The sequence below is a fragment of the Wolbachia endosymbiont of Leptopilina clavipes genome (assembly GCF_006334525.1).
Taxonomy (GTDB): domain Bacteria; phylum Pseudomonadota; class Alphaproteobacteria; order Rickettsiales; family Anaplasmataceae; genus Wolbachia.
On the sequence record NZ_QJHA01000009.1, the window covers coordinates 1 to 18,636 of the forward strand.

At 33.7% G+C, this 18,636-nt stretch carries 16 protein-coding genes, 1 tRNA gene and 2 pseudogenes; 10 read left to right on the plus strand and 9 right to left on the minus strand.

The features are described from left to right. A pseudogene (locus OUY_RS01000) lies at window positions 1–323 on the plus strand (transposase); the annotation flags it as partial. Window positions 324–506: 183 nt separating this feature from the next. On the opposite strand, the gene gatB reads toward OUY_RS01000, so the two are convergent. Together gatB and pdhA are read right to left on the minus strand one after the other, a co-directional pair. Continuing rightward, on the minus strand, window positions 507–1,937 hold the full coding sequence (gatB, locus tag OUY_RS01005) for an Asp-tRNA(Asn)/Glu-tRNA(Gln) amidotransferase subunit GatB (protein ID WP_139686459.1): 1,431 nt from the start codon (window positions 1,935–1,937) through the stop codon (window positions 507–509). A 205-nt stretch (window positions 1,938–2,142) separates the two neighbouring features. After that, on the minus strand, window positions 2,143–3,123 hold the full coding sequence (gene pdhA / locus OUY_RS01010) for a pyruvate dehydrogenase (acetyl-transferring) E1 component subunit alpha (RefSeq protein ID WP_139686460.1): 981 nt from the start codon (window positions 3,121–3,123) through the stop codon (window positions 2,143–2,145). Window positions 3,124–3,188: 65 nt separating this feature from the next. Between pdhA and hemJ the strand changes: the two genes are divergently transcribed. From hemJ to OUY_RS01045, 7 genes are all read left to right on the plus strand, one after another. Further along, complete coding sequence (gene hemJ / locus OUY_RS01015) at window positions 3,189–3,617, plus strand: protoporphyrinogen oxidase HemJ (RefSeq protein WP_029237596.1); 429 nt, start codon at window positions 3,189–3,191, stop codon at window positions 3,615–3,617. 154 nt (window positions 3,618–3,771) lie between these two features. Next, window positions 3,772–5,283 (plus strand): HlyD family type I secretion periplasmic adaptor subunit, encoded by a 1,512-nt coding sequence (locus tag OUY_RS01020; protein ID WP_139686461.1) that lies wholly within the window; start codon window positions 3,772–3,774, stop codon window positions 5,281–5,283. 528 nt (window positions 5,284–5,811) lie between these two features. Further along, window positions 5,812–6,576 carry a cytochrome c oxidase subunit II gene (gene coxB / locus OUY_RS01025; protein WP_139686462.1) on the plus strand — a complete coding sequence of 255 codons (765 nt, stop codon included), beginning with the start codon at window positions 5,812–5,814 and terminating at the stop codon, window positions 6,574–6,576. A 15-nt stretch (window positions 6,577–6,591) separates the two neighbouring features. After that, window positions 6,592–8,142, plus strand: coding sequence for a cytochrome c oxidase subunit I (gene ctaD, locus OUY_RS01030; RefSeq protein ID WP_139686463.1), 1,551 nt, complete (start codon window positions 6,592–6,594; stop codon window positions 8,140–8,142). Between the two features lies 1 nt (window position 8,143). Next, on the plus strand, window positions 8,144–9,031 hold the full coding sequence (locus OUY_RS01035; RefSeq protein WP_139686464.1) for a heme o synthase: 888 nt from the start codon (window positions 8,144–8,146) through the stop codon (window positions 9,029–9,031). Between the two features lie 175 nt (window positions 9,032–9,206). After that, window positions 9,207–9,644 carry a ribonuclease HI gene (gene rnhA, locus OUY_RS01040; protein WP_010401349.1) on the plus strand — a complete coding sequence of 146 codons (438 nt, stop codon included), beginning with the start codon at window positions 9,207–9,209 and terminating at the stop codon, window positions 9,642–9,644. Then, window positions 9,637–12,573 carry a YhdP family protein gene (locus OUY_RS01045; RefSeq protein ID WP_139686465.1) on the plus strand — a complete coding sequence of 979 codons (2,937 nt, stop codon included), beginning with the start codon at window positions 9,637–9,639 and terminating at the stop codon, window positions 12,571–12,573. The genes rnhA and OUY_RS01045 overlap by 8 nt, the downstream gene beginning before the upstream one ends. Window positions 12,574–12,603: 30 nt before the next feature. On the opposite strand, the gene OUY_RS06795 is transcribed toward OUY_RS01045, so the two are convergent. From OUY_RS06795 to OUY_RS01070, 5 genes are all read right to left on the minus strand, one after another. After that, window positions 12,604–13,017, minus strand: a complete 414-nt coding sequence (locus tag OUY_RS06795; RefSeq protein WP_012481730.1) for a YqaA family protein — start codon at window positions 13,015–13,017, stop codon at window positions 12,604–12,606. After that, window positions 12,986–14,380: a cysteine--tRNA ligase gene (gene cysS, locus OUY_RS01055; protein WP_139686466.1), complete on the minus strand. Its 1,395-nt coding sequence runs from the start codon at window positions 14,378–14,380 to the stop codon at window positions 12,986–12,988. The genes OUY_RS06795 and cysS overlap by 32 nt, the downstream gene beginning before the upstream one ends. Next, window positions 14,373–15,029, minus strand: a complete 657-nt coding sequence (locus OUY_RS01060; protein WP_139686467.1) for an exopolysaccharide biosynthesis protein — start codon at window positions 15,027–15,029, stop codon at window positions 14,373–14,375. Before OUY_RS01060 ends, cysS begins: the two co-directional genes overlap by 8 nt. Window positions 15,030–15,155: 126 nt before the next feature. Continuing rightward, window positions 15,156–15,323 carry a twin-arginine translocase TatA gene (gene tatA / locus OUY_RS01065; protein ID WP_006013840.1) on the minus strand — a complete coding sequence of 56 codons (168 nt, stop codon included), beginning with the start codon at window positions 15,321–15,323 and terminating at the stop codon, window positions 15,156–15,158. Window positions 15,324–15,463: 140 nt separating this feature from the next. After that, on the minus strand, window positions 15,464–16,201 hold the full coding sequence (locus tag OUY_RS01070) for an ABC transporter ATP-binding protein (protein WP_139686468.1): 738 nt from the start codon (window positions 16,199–16,201) through the stop codon (window positions 15,464–15,466). 151 nt (window positions 16,202–16,352) lie between these two features. Between OUY_RS01070 and OUY_RS01075 the strand changes: the two genes are divergently transcribed. Next, a tRNA-Arg gene (locus tag OUY_RS01075) sits at window positions 16,353–16,426 on the plus strand. A 66-nt stretch (window positions 16,427–16,492) separates the two neighbouring features. Here OUY_RS01075 and OUY_RS01080 read toward each other — a convergent pair. Both OUY_RS01080 and OUY_RS06240 read right to left on the minus strand, forming a co-directional pair. Beyond that, window positions 16,493–17,347 carry an ankyrin repeat domain-containing protein gene (locus OUY_RS01080; RefSeq protein WP_246038559.1) on the minus strand — a complete coding sequence of 285 codons (855 nt, stop codon included), beginning with the start codon at window positions 17,345–17,347 and terminating at the stop codon, window positions 16,493–16,495. A 92-nt stretch (window positions 17,348–17,439) separates the two neighbouring features. Further along, entirely contained in the window at window positions 17,440–17,745 is a 306-nt protein-coding gene (locus OUY_RS06240; RefSeq protein WP_246038561.1) for a hypothetical protein, read from the minus strand. A 99-nt stretch (window positions 17,746–17,844) separates the two neighbouring features. Here OUY_RS06240 and OUY_RS01085 point away from each other — a divergent pair. Next, window positions 17,845–18,636: pseudogene (locus tag OUY_RS01085) on the plus strand (helix-turn-helix domain-containing protein); the annotation flags it as partial.

An 18,636-nucleotide genomic window follows, 5' to 3' on the forward strand; every position in this document is an offset into this window, starting at 1 on the left:
GGTTGCAGCCTTAAGTGGAAGAAAAATAATTGCTCCGTTAACCTTTGAAGACCACTGCAATATGGATATCTTTAATAAATGGTTTGAGCAGTTTCTGACACCGATTTTGGAACCTGGACAAACTGTTATCCTTGATAATGCTACTTTTCATAAGTCTAATAAGATTTGCTAAAGGAGTTGGCGCAGAAATTTTATATCTTCCTCCATATTCTCCAGATTTTAACAAAATTGAACATTATTGGTTTGCTATAAAAAACAGAACCAGGAAAAACATTCCTTTATTCAAATCTTTTCGTCATGCTGTCGATTCTTCTTTCTTATGACCTTTTTGGACTATTATGAAAAGAGCTATACTTGCTTTATATAAGCAATAGTGACCAGCAGAGAAGAAAGCAAAAACGTTTTGCAAAAGGTTATGAATGAAAGAGAATAGACAGCAGAATTTAAATTAGAAGCTATGTAAAGAAACAAGTCAAGCAAATAGCAAAAGATCTGGGACCGTACACCTAGGCACTCAATTTTAATTTTTCACTCAAAACCAAGTTTACGACATCAGGGCTGGCTTTTCCTTTGGTGGATTTCATGACTTCACCAACAAAGAACCCATACAATCTTGTTTTACCACCCTTATATTCTTGAACTTTATCTTGGTTGTCATTGATGATTTTATCTATTACCTCTGAGATTTGACATGTGTCAGTTATTTGCTTGAGATTCTGCTCTTCTATAATAAGGGATGCAGGCTTTCCAGTTTCAAACATAATATCAAAAACTTGTTTACCGAGTTTAGCAGAGATCGTTCCATCGACGATAAAGTCGAGGAGTTCGGATAAAGCATCTGCTTTAATTGGAGAGCTAACAATATCAATATTTGTTTTATTTAAACGACCGAAAAGCTCGACGGTTAACCAGGTAACTGCAATCTTTGAATCATGCTTTTTTGCTAATTTTTCAAAATAATCGGCAATTTCTTTATCAGAAGTGATAACGTCTGCATCATATTCATTGATACCTAATTCCTCTATGTATCGAAGTTTTTTTTGATCTGGCAACTCGGGTAAAGATGATTTAATAGAATCAATTTTGTCTTGGCTTATTTCAACAGGTAGCAAATCAGGTTCAGGGAAATATCTATAGTCACTTGAATCTTCTTTGCTTCTCATCACTTTTGTTTTTCCTAAAGTGACATCAAACAATAAGGTATCTTGACTTATTTCTCCTCCGCTTTCCAAAATTTTGATCTGCCTTTGTGCTTCATAATCTATAGCTTGTACAATATAACGTATTGAATTTAAGTTTTTTATTTCACAACGAGTGCCAAATGTGCTACTACCCTTTGGGCGAACAGAAACATTTGCATCACAGCGAAGTGACCCCTTTTCCATATCACCATCACATGAACCGATGTAACGCAAAATCTGCCTCAATTTTTTCATGAATTCTGCAGCTTCTGCAGATGAACGAAGATCTGGCTCTGAAACAATTTCCATTAAAGCAACACCTGCACGATTTAAATCTACGTAAGTTTTGCTTTCTTCATGAATACTCTTTCCTGCATCTTGCTCTAAGTGAATTCTTGCGATTCTTATTTCTTTTTCATTATTATTGATAAACACTTTACCATTTTTAACTATTGGCTCAAAGAACTGGGTTATTTGGTAACCTTGTGGTAAATCGGGATAAAAATAATTTTTACGATCAAAGTAAGAGCACTTATTAATTTCTGCAGAAAGTGCAAGACCGGTACATATTGCTTGCTCTATGCAGAAATAATTTAATATTGGCAATGTACCTGGCATTGCTGCATCAACTAGAGAAACTTGAGTATTGTGCTCAGTGCCAAATTCCGTTAGTGAAATAGAAAATAGCTTTGTCTTAGAAGAAACCTGAGCGTGTACCTCAAGTCCAATTACTGTCTCCCAGTTTTCTTTTGTCATGTATTTTATTCAATTAATAACTTTATATTCTGCAAACTAGCACAAAAAGTCAAATAAAACTCATTTAACCTATGATCCAAGAGCGGTGTATATCAATAATATAAGAGTTACTACAGTTTCTATTGACTAGGCTGTTATATAATAAAGTTAAGTGCTGCCAAAAAATATCTATAGTAGGCCAAAACATAATTTTGATGGCAACTGATTAGCTAACAAATTTATAAACATCAGTATATAGTTCATCAATGCCTGGCTCTTTACTATTTTTAGCAAAATCTTCTGACTTTTTTACTAAATCTCGTATTTCCTTATCAATAGCTTTGCATTCTTCATCAGAAGCGATTTTATTGTCTGTTATATACTGCTTTAGGGTGCTTATAGGATCATGATTTTGCTTCATATCTTCAACTTCTTCTTTTGAGCGATAAGTAGCAGGATCTGACATTGAATGTCCACGATATCGATATGTCTTCATTTCAAGCAAGAGAGGTCCTTTTCCCCCACGTACGTGCTCAGCTATTTCGCTTGTTAACTCATAGACAGAGAAAAAATCCATTCCATCAACTTGTTTTCCAGGAATACCAAAACTCTCTCCTCTTTTATATAGTTCAGTTACTAAAGTTGATCTTTGTACAGAAGTTCCCATTGCGTATTCGTTATTTTCTATGATATAAACCACAGGTAACTTCCACAAAGATGCTATATTAAATGATTCATATATTTGTCCTTGATTTGCAGCACCGTCACCAAAATATGTGAATACAACGTTATCTTTTTTCTTGTATTTATTAGCAAATGCTATTCCTGTGCCAATTGGGACTTGTGCACCTACTATTCCATGTCCACCAAAGAAATTTTTTTCAACATCAAATATGTGCATGGAGCCACCTTTGCCTTTTGAACACCCTGTTTCTTTGCCGGTTAGTTCTGCCATCACAACATTCAGATCAGAATTACATGCAAGCATTAAGCCATGGTCTCTATAGCTTGTGATAAAAGCATCACCAGATTTTGATGCAGCTTGAGTCCCAACTGCAACTGCTTCTTGCCCTATTGATAAGTGACAGAATCCGCCTATTAATCCCATTCCGTATAATTGTCCTGCTTTTTCCTCAAATCTGCGTATGAGAAGCATTTTTCTGTAGAATCCAATCACCTGTTCTTTAGTGAAATTTTCTGCTTTCATATTGACTTTCTTTTATTAAATTGAGATCATACCAGAAATTTTTAACATTTTATAATACTATCTATATGGACTACTATCACTGGCTTGAAGCTTTTCACGTTATCTCTGTAATTATGTGGGTGGCAGGTATGCTCTATTTGCCAAGGCTTTATGTTTACCATGCATCTGTAAAACCAGGGTCAGAAAATGACAGCTTACTTCAAATAATGGAGAAGAGACTCCTTAGATATATCATAAACCCTGCAATGCTTTTCTCCCTTAGTTTTGGAATTATGCTAATGATTATTAGGGAACCATATCACGAAGGGTGGTTTCATGTAAAAGCGCTAGCATTATTCTTAATGTTTGCTATTCATGTCCTACTTGCAAAGCATAGGAAAAATTTTGTAATGGGCTTGAATAAGAAAACTCACGTTTATTTTCGTGTTTTAAACGAAGCAGTAACAGTGTTAATAATAATTATAGTTATTATGGTTATTGTAAAACCTTTTTGATTTTCTAGCCTAATGCTGAATCATTCAATAGAGTATAAGAATTGTTACTAAATAGTTTATTCTGATGTTCCATAGTCTAAGTAGAGTACTTAAGATATAGATTCTTTGTTTTTGTGTGTTATCCTGATTAACAAGAATTCGCAGTAGTATTATAATGAGTAAGTTAAAAAAGCTTAGTGCTGGACTTTCTTTGACAGGCCTGATTGGTAGTGATGATATAGATATGCAAAGGGCAGGAAATAGAAAGAAGAAATATCAATTTTTGGATAAGACGTTCGCATGGATTGATGCGATGATAAATTTTATTTTTAAACGTGAGAGTAATAACGCAAATGAAGTCCTAAAAGTCACATGGGGACCACTATTTTTTGGTTTAGTGGTGATATTCATCTTTTTTGTAATAGGTGGTATTTGGTCGGCTATAGCTCCAATTGACGGAGCAGTGCATGCAAGTGGAGAAGTTATTGTCTCTTCAAATAGAAAAATAGTGCAACACTTGGGTGGGGGAATAATAAGCAAAATTTTAGTAAAAGAAGGTCAAACAGTTAAAAAAGATGAGCCTTTAGTTTTATTAAGTGATGTTAACGAAAAGGCAAATTTGAGTATAATTAAAGAAAAACTCTTATCACTTTTGGCAACTGAAGCAAGACTTATTGCAATTAGGGGAGACTTAGATACGCTAGAATTTTCTGATGAGGTTAAAAGATTATCTAACGATGAACTTGTAAATAAAGCGATAAAGAATCAGGTAAAGTTGTTCAACTCTCAGAGAAAGAGTATATTAGGAAAAACTGACATACTGCAACAACGTATAAAGCAGTTAAATGATGAATTAGCAGGGCTAAATTTTCAACTAAATGCAGCCCATAAGCAATATGACTTGATAACTGAGGAGTTAGAAACAAAAAGACAATTACTTGATAGTGGCCATATAAGCAAACCACACATTTTAGCTTTAGAAAAACAGTTTGCTGAAATTGAGGGTAGAGTTGGACATTACCGTTCTACAATATCTCAAGTACAGCAAAAGATTGGAGAAAATGAGTTAGAGATTATAAATGTGAAGAATGATGCTCAAGAAAGAGCAAATGCTGAGCTTAAGGAAGTCAATACATCTATTGCAGACTTAAAAGAGAGGCTGATGGTTGCTGAAGATTCGTTAGCACGTACAATAATTAAATCACCTCAAGATGGTATAGTTACAGATATAAGATACCACACTGAAGGTGGTGTTATACAATCTGGAGTTCCAATCATGAGTATAGTACCATCAGATGATGATCTAATAATAGATGCTAAAGTTCTAACCAGAAACATAGAAGAGATACTGTCAGCAAAAAAGAAAGATAGCAATATAGTCTCTATCGACGGACTAGAAGGGCTAAAAGTTAAAGTAAGGCTGAGCGCTTATAGTGCACGTCGCTTAAGTTTAATTAACGGTATAGTAAACCATATTTCCCCTGATGCTCTTGATGATCCAAGGATGGGGCGTTATTATTCAGTGCGAGTGGTGATACCAAAATCAGAACTTGCTCAATTTAAAAACGTATACCTATATCCTGGTATGCCAGCAGAAGTATATATAGTTACTCAATCCCGCACTCTTTTATCGTTCTTGTTTACACCTATAATTGCAACATTCGATAGATCTTTCATAGAGAGATAATTTATTTTGCTTTTCTAAAAAATTTGTTTACAGAGTTTGATATGCAAAAAAATTTACACACAAGTAGTGTATTATTTTATAATTATTTTCTATAATATGTAAATCTTTGATTTAAGATGCAAATGCTAACGTAAACATTAAAGGTTAATTAGTAAACTCAGCTGTATAATAGAATTAAAGGAATTAGTAAGATTTTTACCTTAATGAATTATAAATAGGCAAACTTACCTAAAGTTTAATAGTGTCTGTTACTGCTTTTAGGTGTGAGGCTAGAGGGTTATTAGCAATAACAGACACTATTAAACTTATTATAGAACTTCCTTAAAGTAAATACTTAACTTAAAATAGATTCATGTAAATGCTTTTTCCTCAAGTTAGTATTGGTATATTTATTAAATGCTAAAAAAACATTAATCATCATTTACTTTTGATTCAATATTTAGCAAAACACTTGTGTACATTCTATAATCTCTGTTTGCATAGTAAGTGTATATATATTATTATACAGTTAGTTTTACAGCAAAAAATATGGTGAAGTTATTTGCATTATTGATAATGTTTTACTCAAACATATCAATTGCTTCTGCTCCTACTTCTTGGCAATTTGGATTTCCTGCGCCTGCAACTGAGATAATGGAGGCTGTAGTTAAGTCACATTCGTTTGTGATGAGTGTAATGATTGCAATTATGCTTTTTGTATGGGCCCTGCTTGCTTATGTAGTATTTCGCTTTCGTAAGGGCAAAGTGAAAAATGTCAGTAAAATAACTCATAATATCTTTGTAGAAATTACCTGGTTTGTTATACCAACGATTATTGTTGGGGTATTGGCTTTTAAAAATGCTGAATTAATTAAACTACAGGAGAAAGTGCCAAAAGCTGACATAACACTAAAAGTTATTGGTCATCAATGGTATTGGAGTTACCAGTACCCAGAATATCAAGGTATTTCATTTGACAGCTATATAAAAGGAAAAGAAGACTTTACCGAAAGAGATTTAAAACTATTCTCTGTTGATAATAACGTTATTTTACCTATCAATACTAATATTCGTTTACAAGTGACAGCAGGAGATGTAATACATAGCTGGGGAATACCGGGTTTTGGTATAAAAATTGATGCAATACCAGGTAGGCTGAATGAAGCATGGTTTAACGTTACAAAGCCCGGTATTTATTATGGGCAATGTTATGAACTATGTGGTCAAGGTCATGGATTTATGCCAATTGTTGTTGAAGCAGTGAGTAAAGAAGATTTTAATAAGTGGATTGAAGATAAAAAATTAGTAAGTTAAGTTTGGAGTATAGATATGAGTGATGTACCAAAAGGTATAAGACGTTGGCTGTTTTCTACTAATCACAAAGATATAGGGACACTATACATTATTTTTTCCATATTAGCTGGAATTATTGGTGGATTATTATCGGTAATTATTCGTACTCAGCTAATGCACATTAATATACTTAACAATAATTACCAGCTATATAACGTAATGATTACAGGGCATGCGGTAATAATGGTGTTTTTTATGATAATGCCAGCCTTAATGGGAGGATTTGGTAATTGGTTCGTACCTCTCATGATTGGTGCACCAGATATGGCATTTCCTCGTATGAATAATTTAAGTTTTTGGTTGTTAGTTTCATCTTTTATTTTGCTTATCCTCTCGGTATTTGCTGGCGAAGGTCCTGGAACGGGATGGACTTTATACCCACCTTTGTCGCAAATTATGTCCCACCCAAGTGCAGGAGTTGATCTTGCTATACTTGCACTTCATATTGCTGGTATGTCATCAATTGTTGGGGCGATCAACTTTATAGTTACCATATTCAATATGCGTGCAAAAGGTATGTCACTAACTAAGATACCACTATTTGTTTGGTCTATTTTACTCACGTCATTTATGTTAATTGTTGCCTTACCGGTACTTGCTGGTGCTATAACTATGTTGCTCACTGATCGTAATATAGGTACCTCCTTTTTTGATCCTGCTGGTGGTGGTGATCCTGTGTTATTTCAACATCTGTTTTGGTTTTTTGGTCATCCAGAAGTTTACATAATTATTTTTCCTGCATTTGGTATCATCAGTCAGATTGTGTCAACTTTTTCTCATAGGCCAGTATTTGGTTATATGGGAATGGTTTATGCCATGATAGGAATAGCAACGTTTGGCTTCATGGTTTGGGCTCACCATATGTTTACTGTTGGGCTTAGCGAGGATGCTGCTATATTTTTTAGCACTAGCACAATTTTCATTGGTGTTATAACTGGTGTAAAAGTCTTTAGTTGGATTGCAACTATGTGGGGTGGAGCGATTGAATTGAAGACACCAATGCTGTTTGCATTAGGTTTTATTTTCATGTTTGTTGGAGGTGGTATAACCGGAATAATTCTTTCTCACGGTGGAATAGATAAGCTTTTGCACGATACCTATTATGTCGTTGCTCACTTTCACTATGTCATGTCGCTTGCTGCATTATTTGGAGCTTTTGCCGGTTTTTATTATTGGATAGGCAAAATGTCAGGTAAGCAATATAACGAGTGTTTAGGAAAGATACACTTTTGGCTCACTTTTATTAGCACCAATGTCACTTTCTTACCCCAGCATTTCCTGGGATTAGCAGGTATGCCAAGGCGTATACCTGATTATCCCGACGCGTTTATCCCTTGGAATTATATATCCTCAATTGGCTCATATATGTCCTTTCTTTCAGTTATGTTTTTTGTATTTATAGTTATACATCTCTTTAAGTGGGGCAAAAAAACTGGAGATAATCCTTGGGAAGGTGACACTTTAGAATGGACGGTATCTTCACCACCGCCTTTTCATACTTTTGAAAAACCACCAGTGATAAAATAGAATGTACACAAGTGTTTTGCTAAATGTTGAATCAACAATACTGGATTTTTGGCATTTGCTGAAGCCAAGGATAATGTACCTTGTAGTGTTTACTGCAATTGCTGGAATGGTTGCTGCACCAGGTAGCATTCATCCTTTCCTTGCACTAATATCTCTTATGTGCATTGCTCTTGGTTCAGGATCTGCAGGTGCAATAAATATGTGGTATGACAGAGATATAGACTTGCTTATGGAGAGAACAAAAAACCGCCCTATACTTTCAGGTAGAGTTTCTGCAGAAAGCGCGCTTGAATTTGGCATAACTCTTGGAATATTGTCAGTATTTATCATGGCAATAGCAGTGAACTATGTTTCTGCTGCTTTGCTTGCAATTAGCATATTATTTTATGTTTTTGTGTATACAATTTGGCTCAAAAGGCGTACTCCGCAGAATATTGTTATTGGTGGTGCAGCAGGTGCTTTTCCTCCAATGATTGGCTGGGCGGTTGTAACTGACTCTGTAAGCTGGGAAAGTTGTATTCTATTTTTAATAATTTTTATGTGGACTCCACCACATTTTTGGGCTCTATCCTTAAATAGATCTGAAGATTATACAAAAGCATCGATTCCAATGTTCAATATCGTTTATGGTCCAGAAAAAACGAGGAAATATATATTAATCTATAGCGTGTTACTCGTATTAACTAGCTTACTTCCAGCACTATTTTTGAAAAAGGCTCTATTTTACCTCAGTATGGCAATTATTGAAGGGTGTGTTTTTATTTGGTTTGCTGCATCCGTTATAAGGCTTAAGAGTCATAGCTCGCAGAAAAAAATGTTTTCTTATTCGATTTCTTATCTATTTTCTCTGTTTGCCAGCGTTATTTACTGCTCTATTGATTTGTTTTAACCATGAAAGAACATAAAAACTATCTTTTACTTTCTCTTCTAATAATGCTCGTTGTAGCACTTTTTTTTGTTTCCATAATAAAATTTAAAGGTGCGGCTTAAATTGCCTCTATATCTATAAAAATTGTGATTTTATAGAAGCAACGATATACTTTATTAATTCACTACAGTTAAAGATGAAGAAAAAGGAAGTGACAATATACACAGATGGAGCATGCTCTGGTAACCCAGGGACAGGAGGGTGGGCAGCAATCATATTATTTCAAAATCATAGAAAGAACATCTGTGGTAGAGAAGAAAATACTACAAATAATAAAATGGAGTTAACAGCAGTGATCAATGGACTGAAGGTATTAAAATTTCCTTGTAATATCAGTTTGTATACGGATAGCCTCTATATTAAATACGGTATAACAGAATGGATAAATAAGTGGAAAATGAACGGCTGGAAGACAAGTAATAAGAAGTCAGTAAAAAATATAGAATTATGGAAAGAATTAGACGATGTTGCTTTGCAACATGAGATTAACTGGAAGTGGGTGAAAGCGCATAATGGTGATAAATACAATGAAGAAGCCGACAGCTTAGCAAGAAAAGCAATAATCGATGCTTAAAAAAATAGCTCTATCATTTTCTATAATTTTATTATTTATATTCTGCTTCTTTATCCCTTTTAAAGGGGAAGGTCCTTTAGAAATCAATATTAGTTATATTAATTTTTATATAAAGAAAAAAATATTAAAGATATTTACCAATTCGGATGTCAGCATGGAGAGTACCTCGGTTATTTGGCAGAAAGATGGCAAGCTAGTCATTACAGATTTAAAAATAACAAATCCTGACTTTACCATAGAAGTTCCTGAGCTTTTCGTACACTTTAAGTTAAGTTCCAAAAAGTTCTCTCAGGTTTTAGCTGGTAATGTACACATATATATCAAGAAGGAAGAGACCAGAGGAATAACAACATCTGTAATGACAGATAAGATGAGTAGTACAAAAAATCTGCTGAAGACAATAAGAAAAATTTTTTTCTACTTAAATGCAGACTCAAGGATTGAAATTACTAACATTGCTGTCAATAAAAGCACGGAAGGTGAATTCTTCATTGATAAACTATATGTAGGAAAGGAGGAAAATTTTAATGTTTTGGATATTCGTGTTCATACAAAAGATAAAAAGGGGATTCTAGATGATTTATCTATTATGATAAAAAATCGCAATAATTTGTTAAATTTGTATGGAACATTTTATAACCTAAAGTTGGGGCTATTTAACGAGTTTTCCACACTAGTTAAAAGTTACAATTTGGACAAAGAAATAGGGTTCAAAGGGAACTTCTCAATGAGAATTAATGGAAAGGATGAAGTTATGGATGGAAACATATACGTGTTAAATACAGAGAGTCACTCAGGTAAAAACTTAGCCTTGACTAATGTAAATGTAAATTTGACATATAGTGATGAAATCATTAGCGTAAAAAACTTTCATTTTAAGTTAAATGATACTTACCTTTCTTTGATTGGCAAAATGAACTTTGGCACAAATCATGCTTTGCTTAGAGTTAATATTAGTAAACTTGTTGCAAAAGATTTATGTACTTATGTACCAGATGGTCTAGTGAACAATGAATTTAGAAAGTGGTATTGTAATAATATTGATGGGAATATTATAAATACAATTATAAGTTTTAACGGTAAAATCGATAGTTTAATAAATGATGATCTGTCAGGTATTGTAATTGTTGCTGATATAGAAAATGGCAGCGTTCAATTTGATGAGGATTTTGAACGAGTGGAGAAGTTGAACGGTGAGTTAACTCTCAAGGATAACAATCTCAAAATTATTGTAAATAGAGCTAAGTTTCAGAATTTTACTATCAATAGTGGTCATATTGAAATGAACTCTCTCAATAAAGAAGATTCTGTTCTTACCATTAATTGTCAGGCTGTAAGTGATGCTTATGGGTTATATGAGCCTATAAGATTTAAGCTGGATGATGTGGTAAAACTTGAAAGAGATAAAGTAGGTGGAATAGCAAAGTCTGTATTCAATTTTCGCATTTTTAATCTAAACTCTAGTGATAAAAAAGTAGATTTTTCGGCCAAATTTCATTCTGAAATTGATAATTTGGTGGTGTATAATGGAAGTTTTGGTAAGTATGATATTAAGCTCGATTTTGGGAGTGACTTTATAGATTTAAATGGTAGTGGTATGGTGAATAATACACAGCTTCTATTTGACCTCAAAAGTAGCAATAAAAATGAAAATTTTGCCTGGAGTTTGACTGGAGATTTACCTGCTCAAATACTTAGTTTCGGTGATGGTTATATCAATGCAAATATAGAGTCAGTAATGTATCAAGACAAAACAGGGTACGTTAATGGTAATATAGATTTATCAGAGCTCGAGTTGCGTTCAAGCTACTTAGGGTGGAAAAACCATTTTGAAGATCACAATGAAGTTTTATTTTCTACAAGGCTAAAAGGAGTAGGTGAGTTGCTAATAGACAAACTAGACGTTGTAGGAAATGATCTAGACATAAAATTTAGCGGAAGAGTAGAAAATGGAAATCTATATTTAAATTCTAGCAACTTTAAATTACCTGATAATAATTTTAGTATAGAAATTGAATCAGGTAAGGAGAAAAATGCCATAACTATTCACGGTGAGAAAATCAACTTAAGTGATGTGTTAGGTTTACTTGGCAAAGATAGTAATCGATTAAATAACAAAATAGAAGTTACTATGAATGTTGATAATATAATTATGAAAGAAGGAATTATCATAAAAGATGCTAAGCTAAATGTAACTTGTGCTAAAGGTGATTGTAGTGGAAGTCAATTCACAGGACAGTTTTTAGAAGATAACAGTAATATACTAGTAGAACATAGTGAAATAGGGCTTGAAATATATTCGGATAATTCAGGTATGCTTTTGCGTTCTTTAGGTATTGGTAAATCAGTTAAAAATGGCAAATTATCTCTTTATCTATCTTCTAAGAGAGAAAATGGAGAACATTATGGTATGTTATCTATCAGCAATTTCTATATCAAAGATGCTCCACTGCTTACCACTTTATTATCAATGTCTTCACTGCCTGGTATTGTAAATGCTATAAAGAACGAAGGTGTACATTTTTATAAGTGTAATGCACATTTTTCATATAAAGATGGCACTGTTAAAATTGGAGAATCTTGGCTTGAAGGAGCGGAACTAGGCATTAGCACTAGTGGTACGCTCGATATTAAGGGTTATAAATTCCAGGTTGAAGGAGAAGTAATACCGGCATACTCAATTAACAAATCTTTGTTGAAAATCCCTATAATCGGAAAACTTCTGACTGGTGGGAAGAGTAGGGGGATTATTTCAATAGACTACAAAGCAAATGGTGATGATAAAAACAACAACGTATCTGTTAATCCTATCTCTTCGCTAACCCCAAGCTTACTTAAGAGGTTATTAGGAGTATTTGATCGTATTATGACAAAAACTAATAAAAGCATTTTAAAAGGTAGTTTGAAGAAGAAATTTAGCTCAATATGACCAGAAGAAAAGTTGTTTATTGATGTTTAGTTAGATGGTAAACGTTAGATACAACAAACAGAGGAAGTTAGATAAAATAATTAAGGGAACAAGAATATAAAGGTTTAACTTGAAGTAACCGGATAAAATCTGAGTCACACTTCCAAGTGCTGGTACCCACGAAAGCAATGCAACTGCACAAATCAGTAGGTGCCTTACAATTTTTGGTGTTTTGTCTTCATTCTCTAATTTGTGATGTGATCTTCTGATAAAAATTGTTATTCTACCTAAATACCAGTTAGCTATTCCACCAAGACTGGATCCTAATACTCCAAAAAGTAATATAAGTAGTTGATCGTAGTTTGACCTAAAGCATAACATAGTGTAAAGTACAAAACCTTGATGTATGGGTAAGATAAGCGATGATACTAGGCTATCTATAAACAATAGGAGATAATTTTCCATACCAAGTTGTTGTACCATCTTCGTTGTCAGAAATTGTAACCCCCATTTGTTTCAATTGCTCTCTTATTTTGTCTGCAGTATCATAATCTTTATTTTGTTTTGCTACTTTTCTTAAGTCTATCAACCTTTCTATTTCTTGATGACTCACACCACTTGCAAACCACTCTTGATAACTTGACTCAAGAATACCAATGAACCTTGCGCTTTTAACAAACTTCTTAGTTAATTTGAGCCTCTCACATTCATTACTTGTCTTATTGATTTCTGTAGCCATTTCATGCAATATGGCTACAGCTTCAGGAATGTTTAAATCGTTTTTCAAAGCCTCTATAAAATCTTTAGAGACTTCTGCATCACTTTTCTCAATACATGTACTACGTAATAACCGATAAAACTTGTTTAAAGTTTCTTGCGACTCAGAGATAACATTTTCTGTCCAATCAAGTGGTTTTCTGTAGTGAGTTTTAAGCAGCGCATAACGTATTACTTCACCCTTTATTCCACTATCTAACAAATCCCTTACTTTGACTATATTAAATAAGGATTTGCTCATTTTCTCTTCATTTACCGTAAGAAACCCGTTGTGTACCCAATATTTTGCAAACGTTGACTCAGCAAATGCAGATTTACTCTGTGCAATTTCATTCTCATGATGAGGAAATTGCAAGTCTATACCCCCACCGTGAATGTCAAAATCTTTGCCAAGGTAAGCATATGACATTGCTGAACATTCTATATGCCACCCTGGTCTTCCCTCCCCCCATGGACTATTCCAGTGACTTGAAAGTTTATAGTCAGTTTCGTTTGCAGGTTTCCAAAGTACGAAGTCTCCTGGGTGTTTTTTATTTTCACCAACTTCAACTCTACTACCGTAGTTTAATTCATCAATTTTTTTTCCTGATAAAACGCCGTATTCAGGGTAAGATTCTACACTAAAATATACATGTTTATTGGATTCATAAGCATGACCAGCTTGCAGCAAAGACTCAATTAACTTGATAATGTTATCTATGTTTTCCGTTGCTTTTGGTTCATATGTTGGTTCTGCACAATTTATGCTTTCCATGTCTTCATGAAAAGTTTTAGTGTAATATTTGCTAATGCTTTCTATATTACTATTTTTCTCATTTGCTGCATTGATTATCTTGTCATCGATGTCGGTTATATTACGCACATAAGTAACTTTTCCATAACAAAATTTAAGCAGTCGAAATAATACATCGTAAACAACAATAGAACGTGCATTACCTATATGTGCTGTATCATATACTGTTGGCCCACAAACGTACATTTTTATATGATCTTTATCGATCGGTGTAAAGGGCTCTTTTTTTTTTATTAAAGTGTTGTAAAGCTTAACCATATACAAAGCTTTTTAGAAAAGAAAATGCTCCAAATATAAGCTGTGGTCCTTTAACTATTACGACAAGAGTAAGTAATAACCCACACAATGATACTAATACTCCCATTATAGAGAGAAATCCATCTTTGCTCATGATACCCAGTGAAATGAGAGTTGTACCAATTGCAGGAATGAAGTTAGTTAAAGGAAGTGGGATTGCTATCGATAATGCACAAAGCAGCATTATAAATGCTAAAATATTTTCACCAGGACCACGAAAAATAAAAGACATTCTTGGTTTCATGAACTTTTCTATTTTTTTTAATGTAGGTGAAGTTTTCTCTACCACGAGAGCTAGTGTTGAACGTTGAAAAGATTTCCTTTCTAGCCAATTAGGCATCCAAGGAGAATCAAACCCAAATAGAAGCTGCAGTGAAAATAAGATTAAAGGTATAGAAAGAATGGTTGTATAGCCAGGTGGAACAGGTATAGGTACTGATAGCGGTAAAGAGAAGATGATTATTAAAATACCAAAACCACGCTCATGTAAAGCTATTTTAATATCAAATAATGTTACTTTATCATTATCGTTATTATTAGTATCTGCAACCTCTTTTAGAATATCAGAGGCCAATTTTTTATCTTCAGTCAATTTCACACTTTTTTCCACAATTAACCTTTAATAACATTCTAACTAACATAATTATTACTGTACTTCAATCATACCTCTTCAATTCTTTAGCCTTGTTTAAACAAATGACACGCACTTTAGTGCGTGTCACGAAACATAAGGAAGCTAACGATCTGGTTCATTAGATGATAGTTTCTCTGAATCCTTAAGTTCTTGTTTAAGGTTTTTAATGCCTTTGCCTAAATCACCCATAACTTGTGGTAACCTACCTGCACCAAACAGAACTAAGATTATTATTAAGACTAGAAACAGCTGCCATGGACCTAAACTCATTTGTACCTCCGTTGAAAATATTAACTTTTAGGTATTAAAACTTGACTGAAGCCAAGTGATACATAAATTATATCACTTTTATTAAGTTATAAATCAAGAGTTTTTAATTATCTTATAATAGTTTTAGCCTAACATTAAGTTTAGTTTAGCTGTAGAGTAAAAGGAAGCTCACTAAAAAATTTTGCTAACGTATCATCTTTAGGTCTGTGGTATATGTAGCTAGGAACTCCTGATTGAATAATTTTACCATTTTTCATCACGTAAATAAAATCTGCAACTTTCAACGCTTCTTGCGGATCATGAGTTACCATGAGTACAGGAATATTTTTGCTTCTAAAAAGTGACAATATATGGTGCCTTATTCGATATTTGAGCAGTATATCTAAATTAGAAAATGGTTCATCGAGCAAAACAACATCAGGATTTTGCGCCATTACTCTTGCTATTGCAACTAATTGTTGCTGTCCTCCTGATAAAGCATGAGGGTACATGTTTTCATATTTTTCTATATTAAATAGCTTTAAGATTTCCAATGCAGTAAGGTATTTTTCTTTCTTAGAAGTACTGCAAATAGCAAAAGTTATATTTTCTATTACTGTTTTATGAGGAAATAATGCAGAATGCTGAAAAATCAATCCGATATTTCTACGCTCTATAGCAATTGACACTTTGTTACTTGCAACTAATTTATCATTTATAACAATGGTTCCAGATTTTGGATTTTCTATTCCTGCGATTAATTTTAGAATTGTTGACTTGCCACAGCCAGAATGACCTAGTAAACAGGCAACACTTCCTTTCTTCACTTGAATGTTGATGTTGCTTAAAGCAAAGCCATCTTGATTACTATAAGAGTAACTAATATTGTTAACTAGCATTAATCTTTCAATTGGAATCGTATTATTAAATATAACAGTATTACATTCAAGAAATACAGAAATATTTTTTATTATTGTGAATTAATTGTACAGGGTGCCTAGAAAAATGCGAGACTTTTTGCTATAATTTTGCATAAATAGCAGAAGACATGGGACTATAGCTCAGTAGGATAGAGCGTTGGATTCCTAATCCGAAGGCCGTGCGTTCGAATCGCACTAGTCCCACTTAATTTTGATAAAGTGGTTTAACAATCAAGAAATTATAATTGGTTTGAAAAGTGATTCTAGGAGCTAGATTGCATGGTTTCTCAAACTTGAATTTACAGGTTCAACCTTATTTTCTCTCATTTCGCTGTAACTTGGAAGTGTAAAATTTTTTACATGTAATCCAGTTACCATTACAACTAAAATAGCTAGGACACTGCAAACTAATGCACCAGCTAAAGATGGAACCGTCACAGCAGCAGCAACAAACAATCCTGCAATAACAACTCCAACAACATCACTTCTTAATGAGGTGTAAAAACTCTCCTTACTTTTTTTGTATTGAGTTTCTTTTTCATGTGGTGGAGAAAATTGAGCCTCTACAAAGCCGTTAGCTTTCTTATCATTATTTGGTGTGACAGTTGGGCCAGTCCTTGTTGATACAGGTGCTTCATTTTTGTTATTATTACCATTAGTACTAACTGGAGGCGCTGTTGCTACAGATCTATTACCAACGTTTCCATTACTGCTGCAAGGTTTTGCTCTATTTTCTTTTACATTAGGTGTTTCTGGTGTAATAAAGTTTAAAAGCACCTGAGTAATTTCTTCTTGTGTATTATTCATAGCCAACTCTAAAGCTGCTTGTCTGCTTTTATCATTTACATAACTTAAAAATGCTTCAACTTCTTGAACATTACCTTGGATAATAGCAAGACGCAGAGCGTTAAATTTTTCTTCTTCATTAAATTTGCCACTATCCAAAAGTATCTTTATAATATCAGTTTGTTTATTTATTGCAGCTGTACCCAACACAGTTTTGGAAGCAGTATCTTTAAAATCGATTCCGATATTTAAATTTGTGAGTAACTCAACAGTCTTTAAAAATATACTACGATCTTCGGTAATATAAGGTCCTTCTGAACGGACAGCATAATAAAGCAAGGTCCAACCATCTTGGTTTGTTATTTTTATATCTATTTTCTCTTTTTTAAGCTCATTACTAAACTCCTCAGCAGTTATATTAGAATTATTAGTTACAATTTCCTTATCTTATTGTATGACATAGAAAATTGATCATCTTCATTTTTGTTGCTAAGTTCTGCTCTATCTTCTTCTACATTAGGTGTATTTTGCTCTTCCTTTTCCTTGTTTTCATCAGCGGTTACTTGTTCTTGTTCAGGAAGCTTGAATCCATTTTTAAGGAAAAATTCCCTAACACGTAGGTAGTCATTTTCATATGCAAGTTTTAAAAGTAAATCTCCTAATGAATTGTTCCCTTCGCATTTACTTTGCAAATCAATGTCTTTAAATTTAGTCTTTCTTCTTAACCTATTTTGCAAGCTTTCAAGGGTGATTTTAATTTGTAATAGTCTAGACTTGATCTGACAAGCAAACAAAGTAAGATAAAAATATAGACAAGTTTTAAAGGAGTGTCAGATATGAATACAACACAAGAAAAAATACTAAAACCAAAGTTGGGATTGCTAGAACTTGCAAAGCAATTAGGAAATGTATCACAGGCGTGTAAAGTAATGGGATATTCAAGGGATACATTTACCGCTTCAAAGAACTGTATGAAACAGGAGGAGAAGAGGCTTTACACGAGATAAGCAAAAGCAAGCCATTGTATGCAAATAGAGTGTCGGAGGATATAGAAAAAGCAGTAGTTGAAATAGCAATAGAGTTTCCAGCATACGGACAAGAAAGAGCAGCAAACGAACTGAAAAAGAGAGGAATTCTCATCTCTGCAAGTGGAATAAGATCAGTGTGGCAAAGAAACGATCTTGAAAATTTTAAAAAGAGGTTAAAGGCATTAGAAGCAAAAGTAGCTCAGGATGGTATCATTTTAACAGAAGAACAGATAACAGCTCTAGAAAAGGCTAAGGAAGAAAAAGAGGCCCATGGAGAAATTGAAACAGAGCATCCAGGATACTTAGGTAGCCAAGACAGTTATTATGTTGGTAATATCAAAGGTATTGGACGAATTTACCAGCAAACCTTTGTTGATACCTATTCCAGAGTTGCTTTTGCTAAGCTTTACACAGAAAGGACTGCTATCACAGCTGCAGATCTTCTTAATGATAGGGTAGTACCGTTCTTTGATGAACAGAAAGTATCATTGCTACGTGTTTTGACGGATCGTGGTACAGAGTATTGTGGCAGACCTGAAAATCACGCTTACCAGCTATATTTAGGGGTAGAAAATATTGATCATTCTCGAACCAAAGCTC

Coding starts and splice junctions, on each gene's coding strand:
- OUY_RS01070 (WP_139686468.1), bottom strand. CDS start 16,201: ATGCTAGTTAACAATATTAGTTACTCTTATAGTAATCAAGATGGCTTT.
- OUY_RS01020 (WP_139686461.1), top strand. CDS start 3,772: ATGAGTAAGTTAAAAAAGCTTAGTGCTGGACTTTCTTTGACAGGCCTG.
- cysS (WP_139686466.1), bottom strand. CDS start 14,380: ATGGTTAAGCTTTACAACACTTTAATAAAAAAAAAAGAGCCCTTTACA.
- rnhA (WP_010401349.1), top strand. CDS start 9,207: ATGAAGAAAAAGGAAGTGACAATATACACAGATGGAGCATGCTCTGGT.
- ctaD (WP_139686463.1), top strand. CDS start 6,592: ATGAGTGATGTACCAAAAGGTATAAGACGTTGGCTGTTTTCTACTAAT.
- pdhA (WP_139686460.1), bottom strand. CDS start 3,123: ATGAAAGCAGAAAATTTCACTAAAGAACAGGTGATTGGATTCTACAGA.
- OUY_RS06795 (WP_012481730.1), bottom strand. CDS start 13,017: ATGGAAAATTATCTCCTATTGTTTATAGATAGCCTAGTATCATCGCTT.
- gatB (WP_139686459.1), bottom strand. CDS start 1,937: ATGACAAAAGAAAACTGGGAGACAGTAATTGGACTTGAGGTACACGCT.
- hemJ (WP_029237596.1), top strand. CDS start 3,189: ATGGACTACTATCACTGGCTTGAAGCTTTTCACGTTATCTCTGTAATT.
- coxB (WP_139686462.1), top strand. CDS start 5,812: ATGGTGAAGTTATTTGCATTATTGATAATGTTTTACTCAAACATATCA.
- tatA (WP_006013840.1), bottom strand. CDS start 15,323: ATGAGTTTAGGTCCATGGCAGCTGTTTCTAGTCTTAATAATAATCTTA.
- OUY_RS01035 (WP_139686464.1), top strand. CDS start 8,144: ATGTACACAAGTGTTTTGCTAAATGTTGAATCAACAATACTGGATTTT.
- OUY_RS01045 (WP_139686465.1), top strand. CDS start 9,637: ATGCTTAAAAAAATAGCTCTATCATTTTCTATAATTTTATTATTTATA.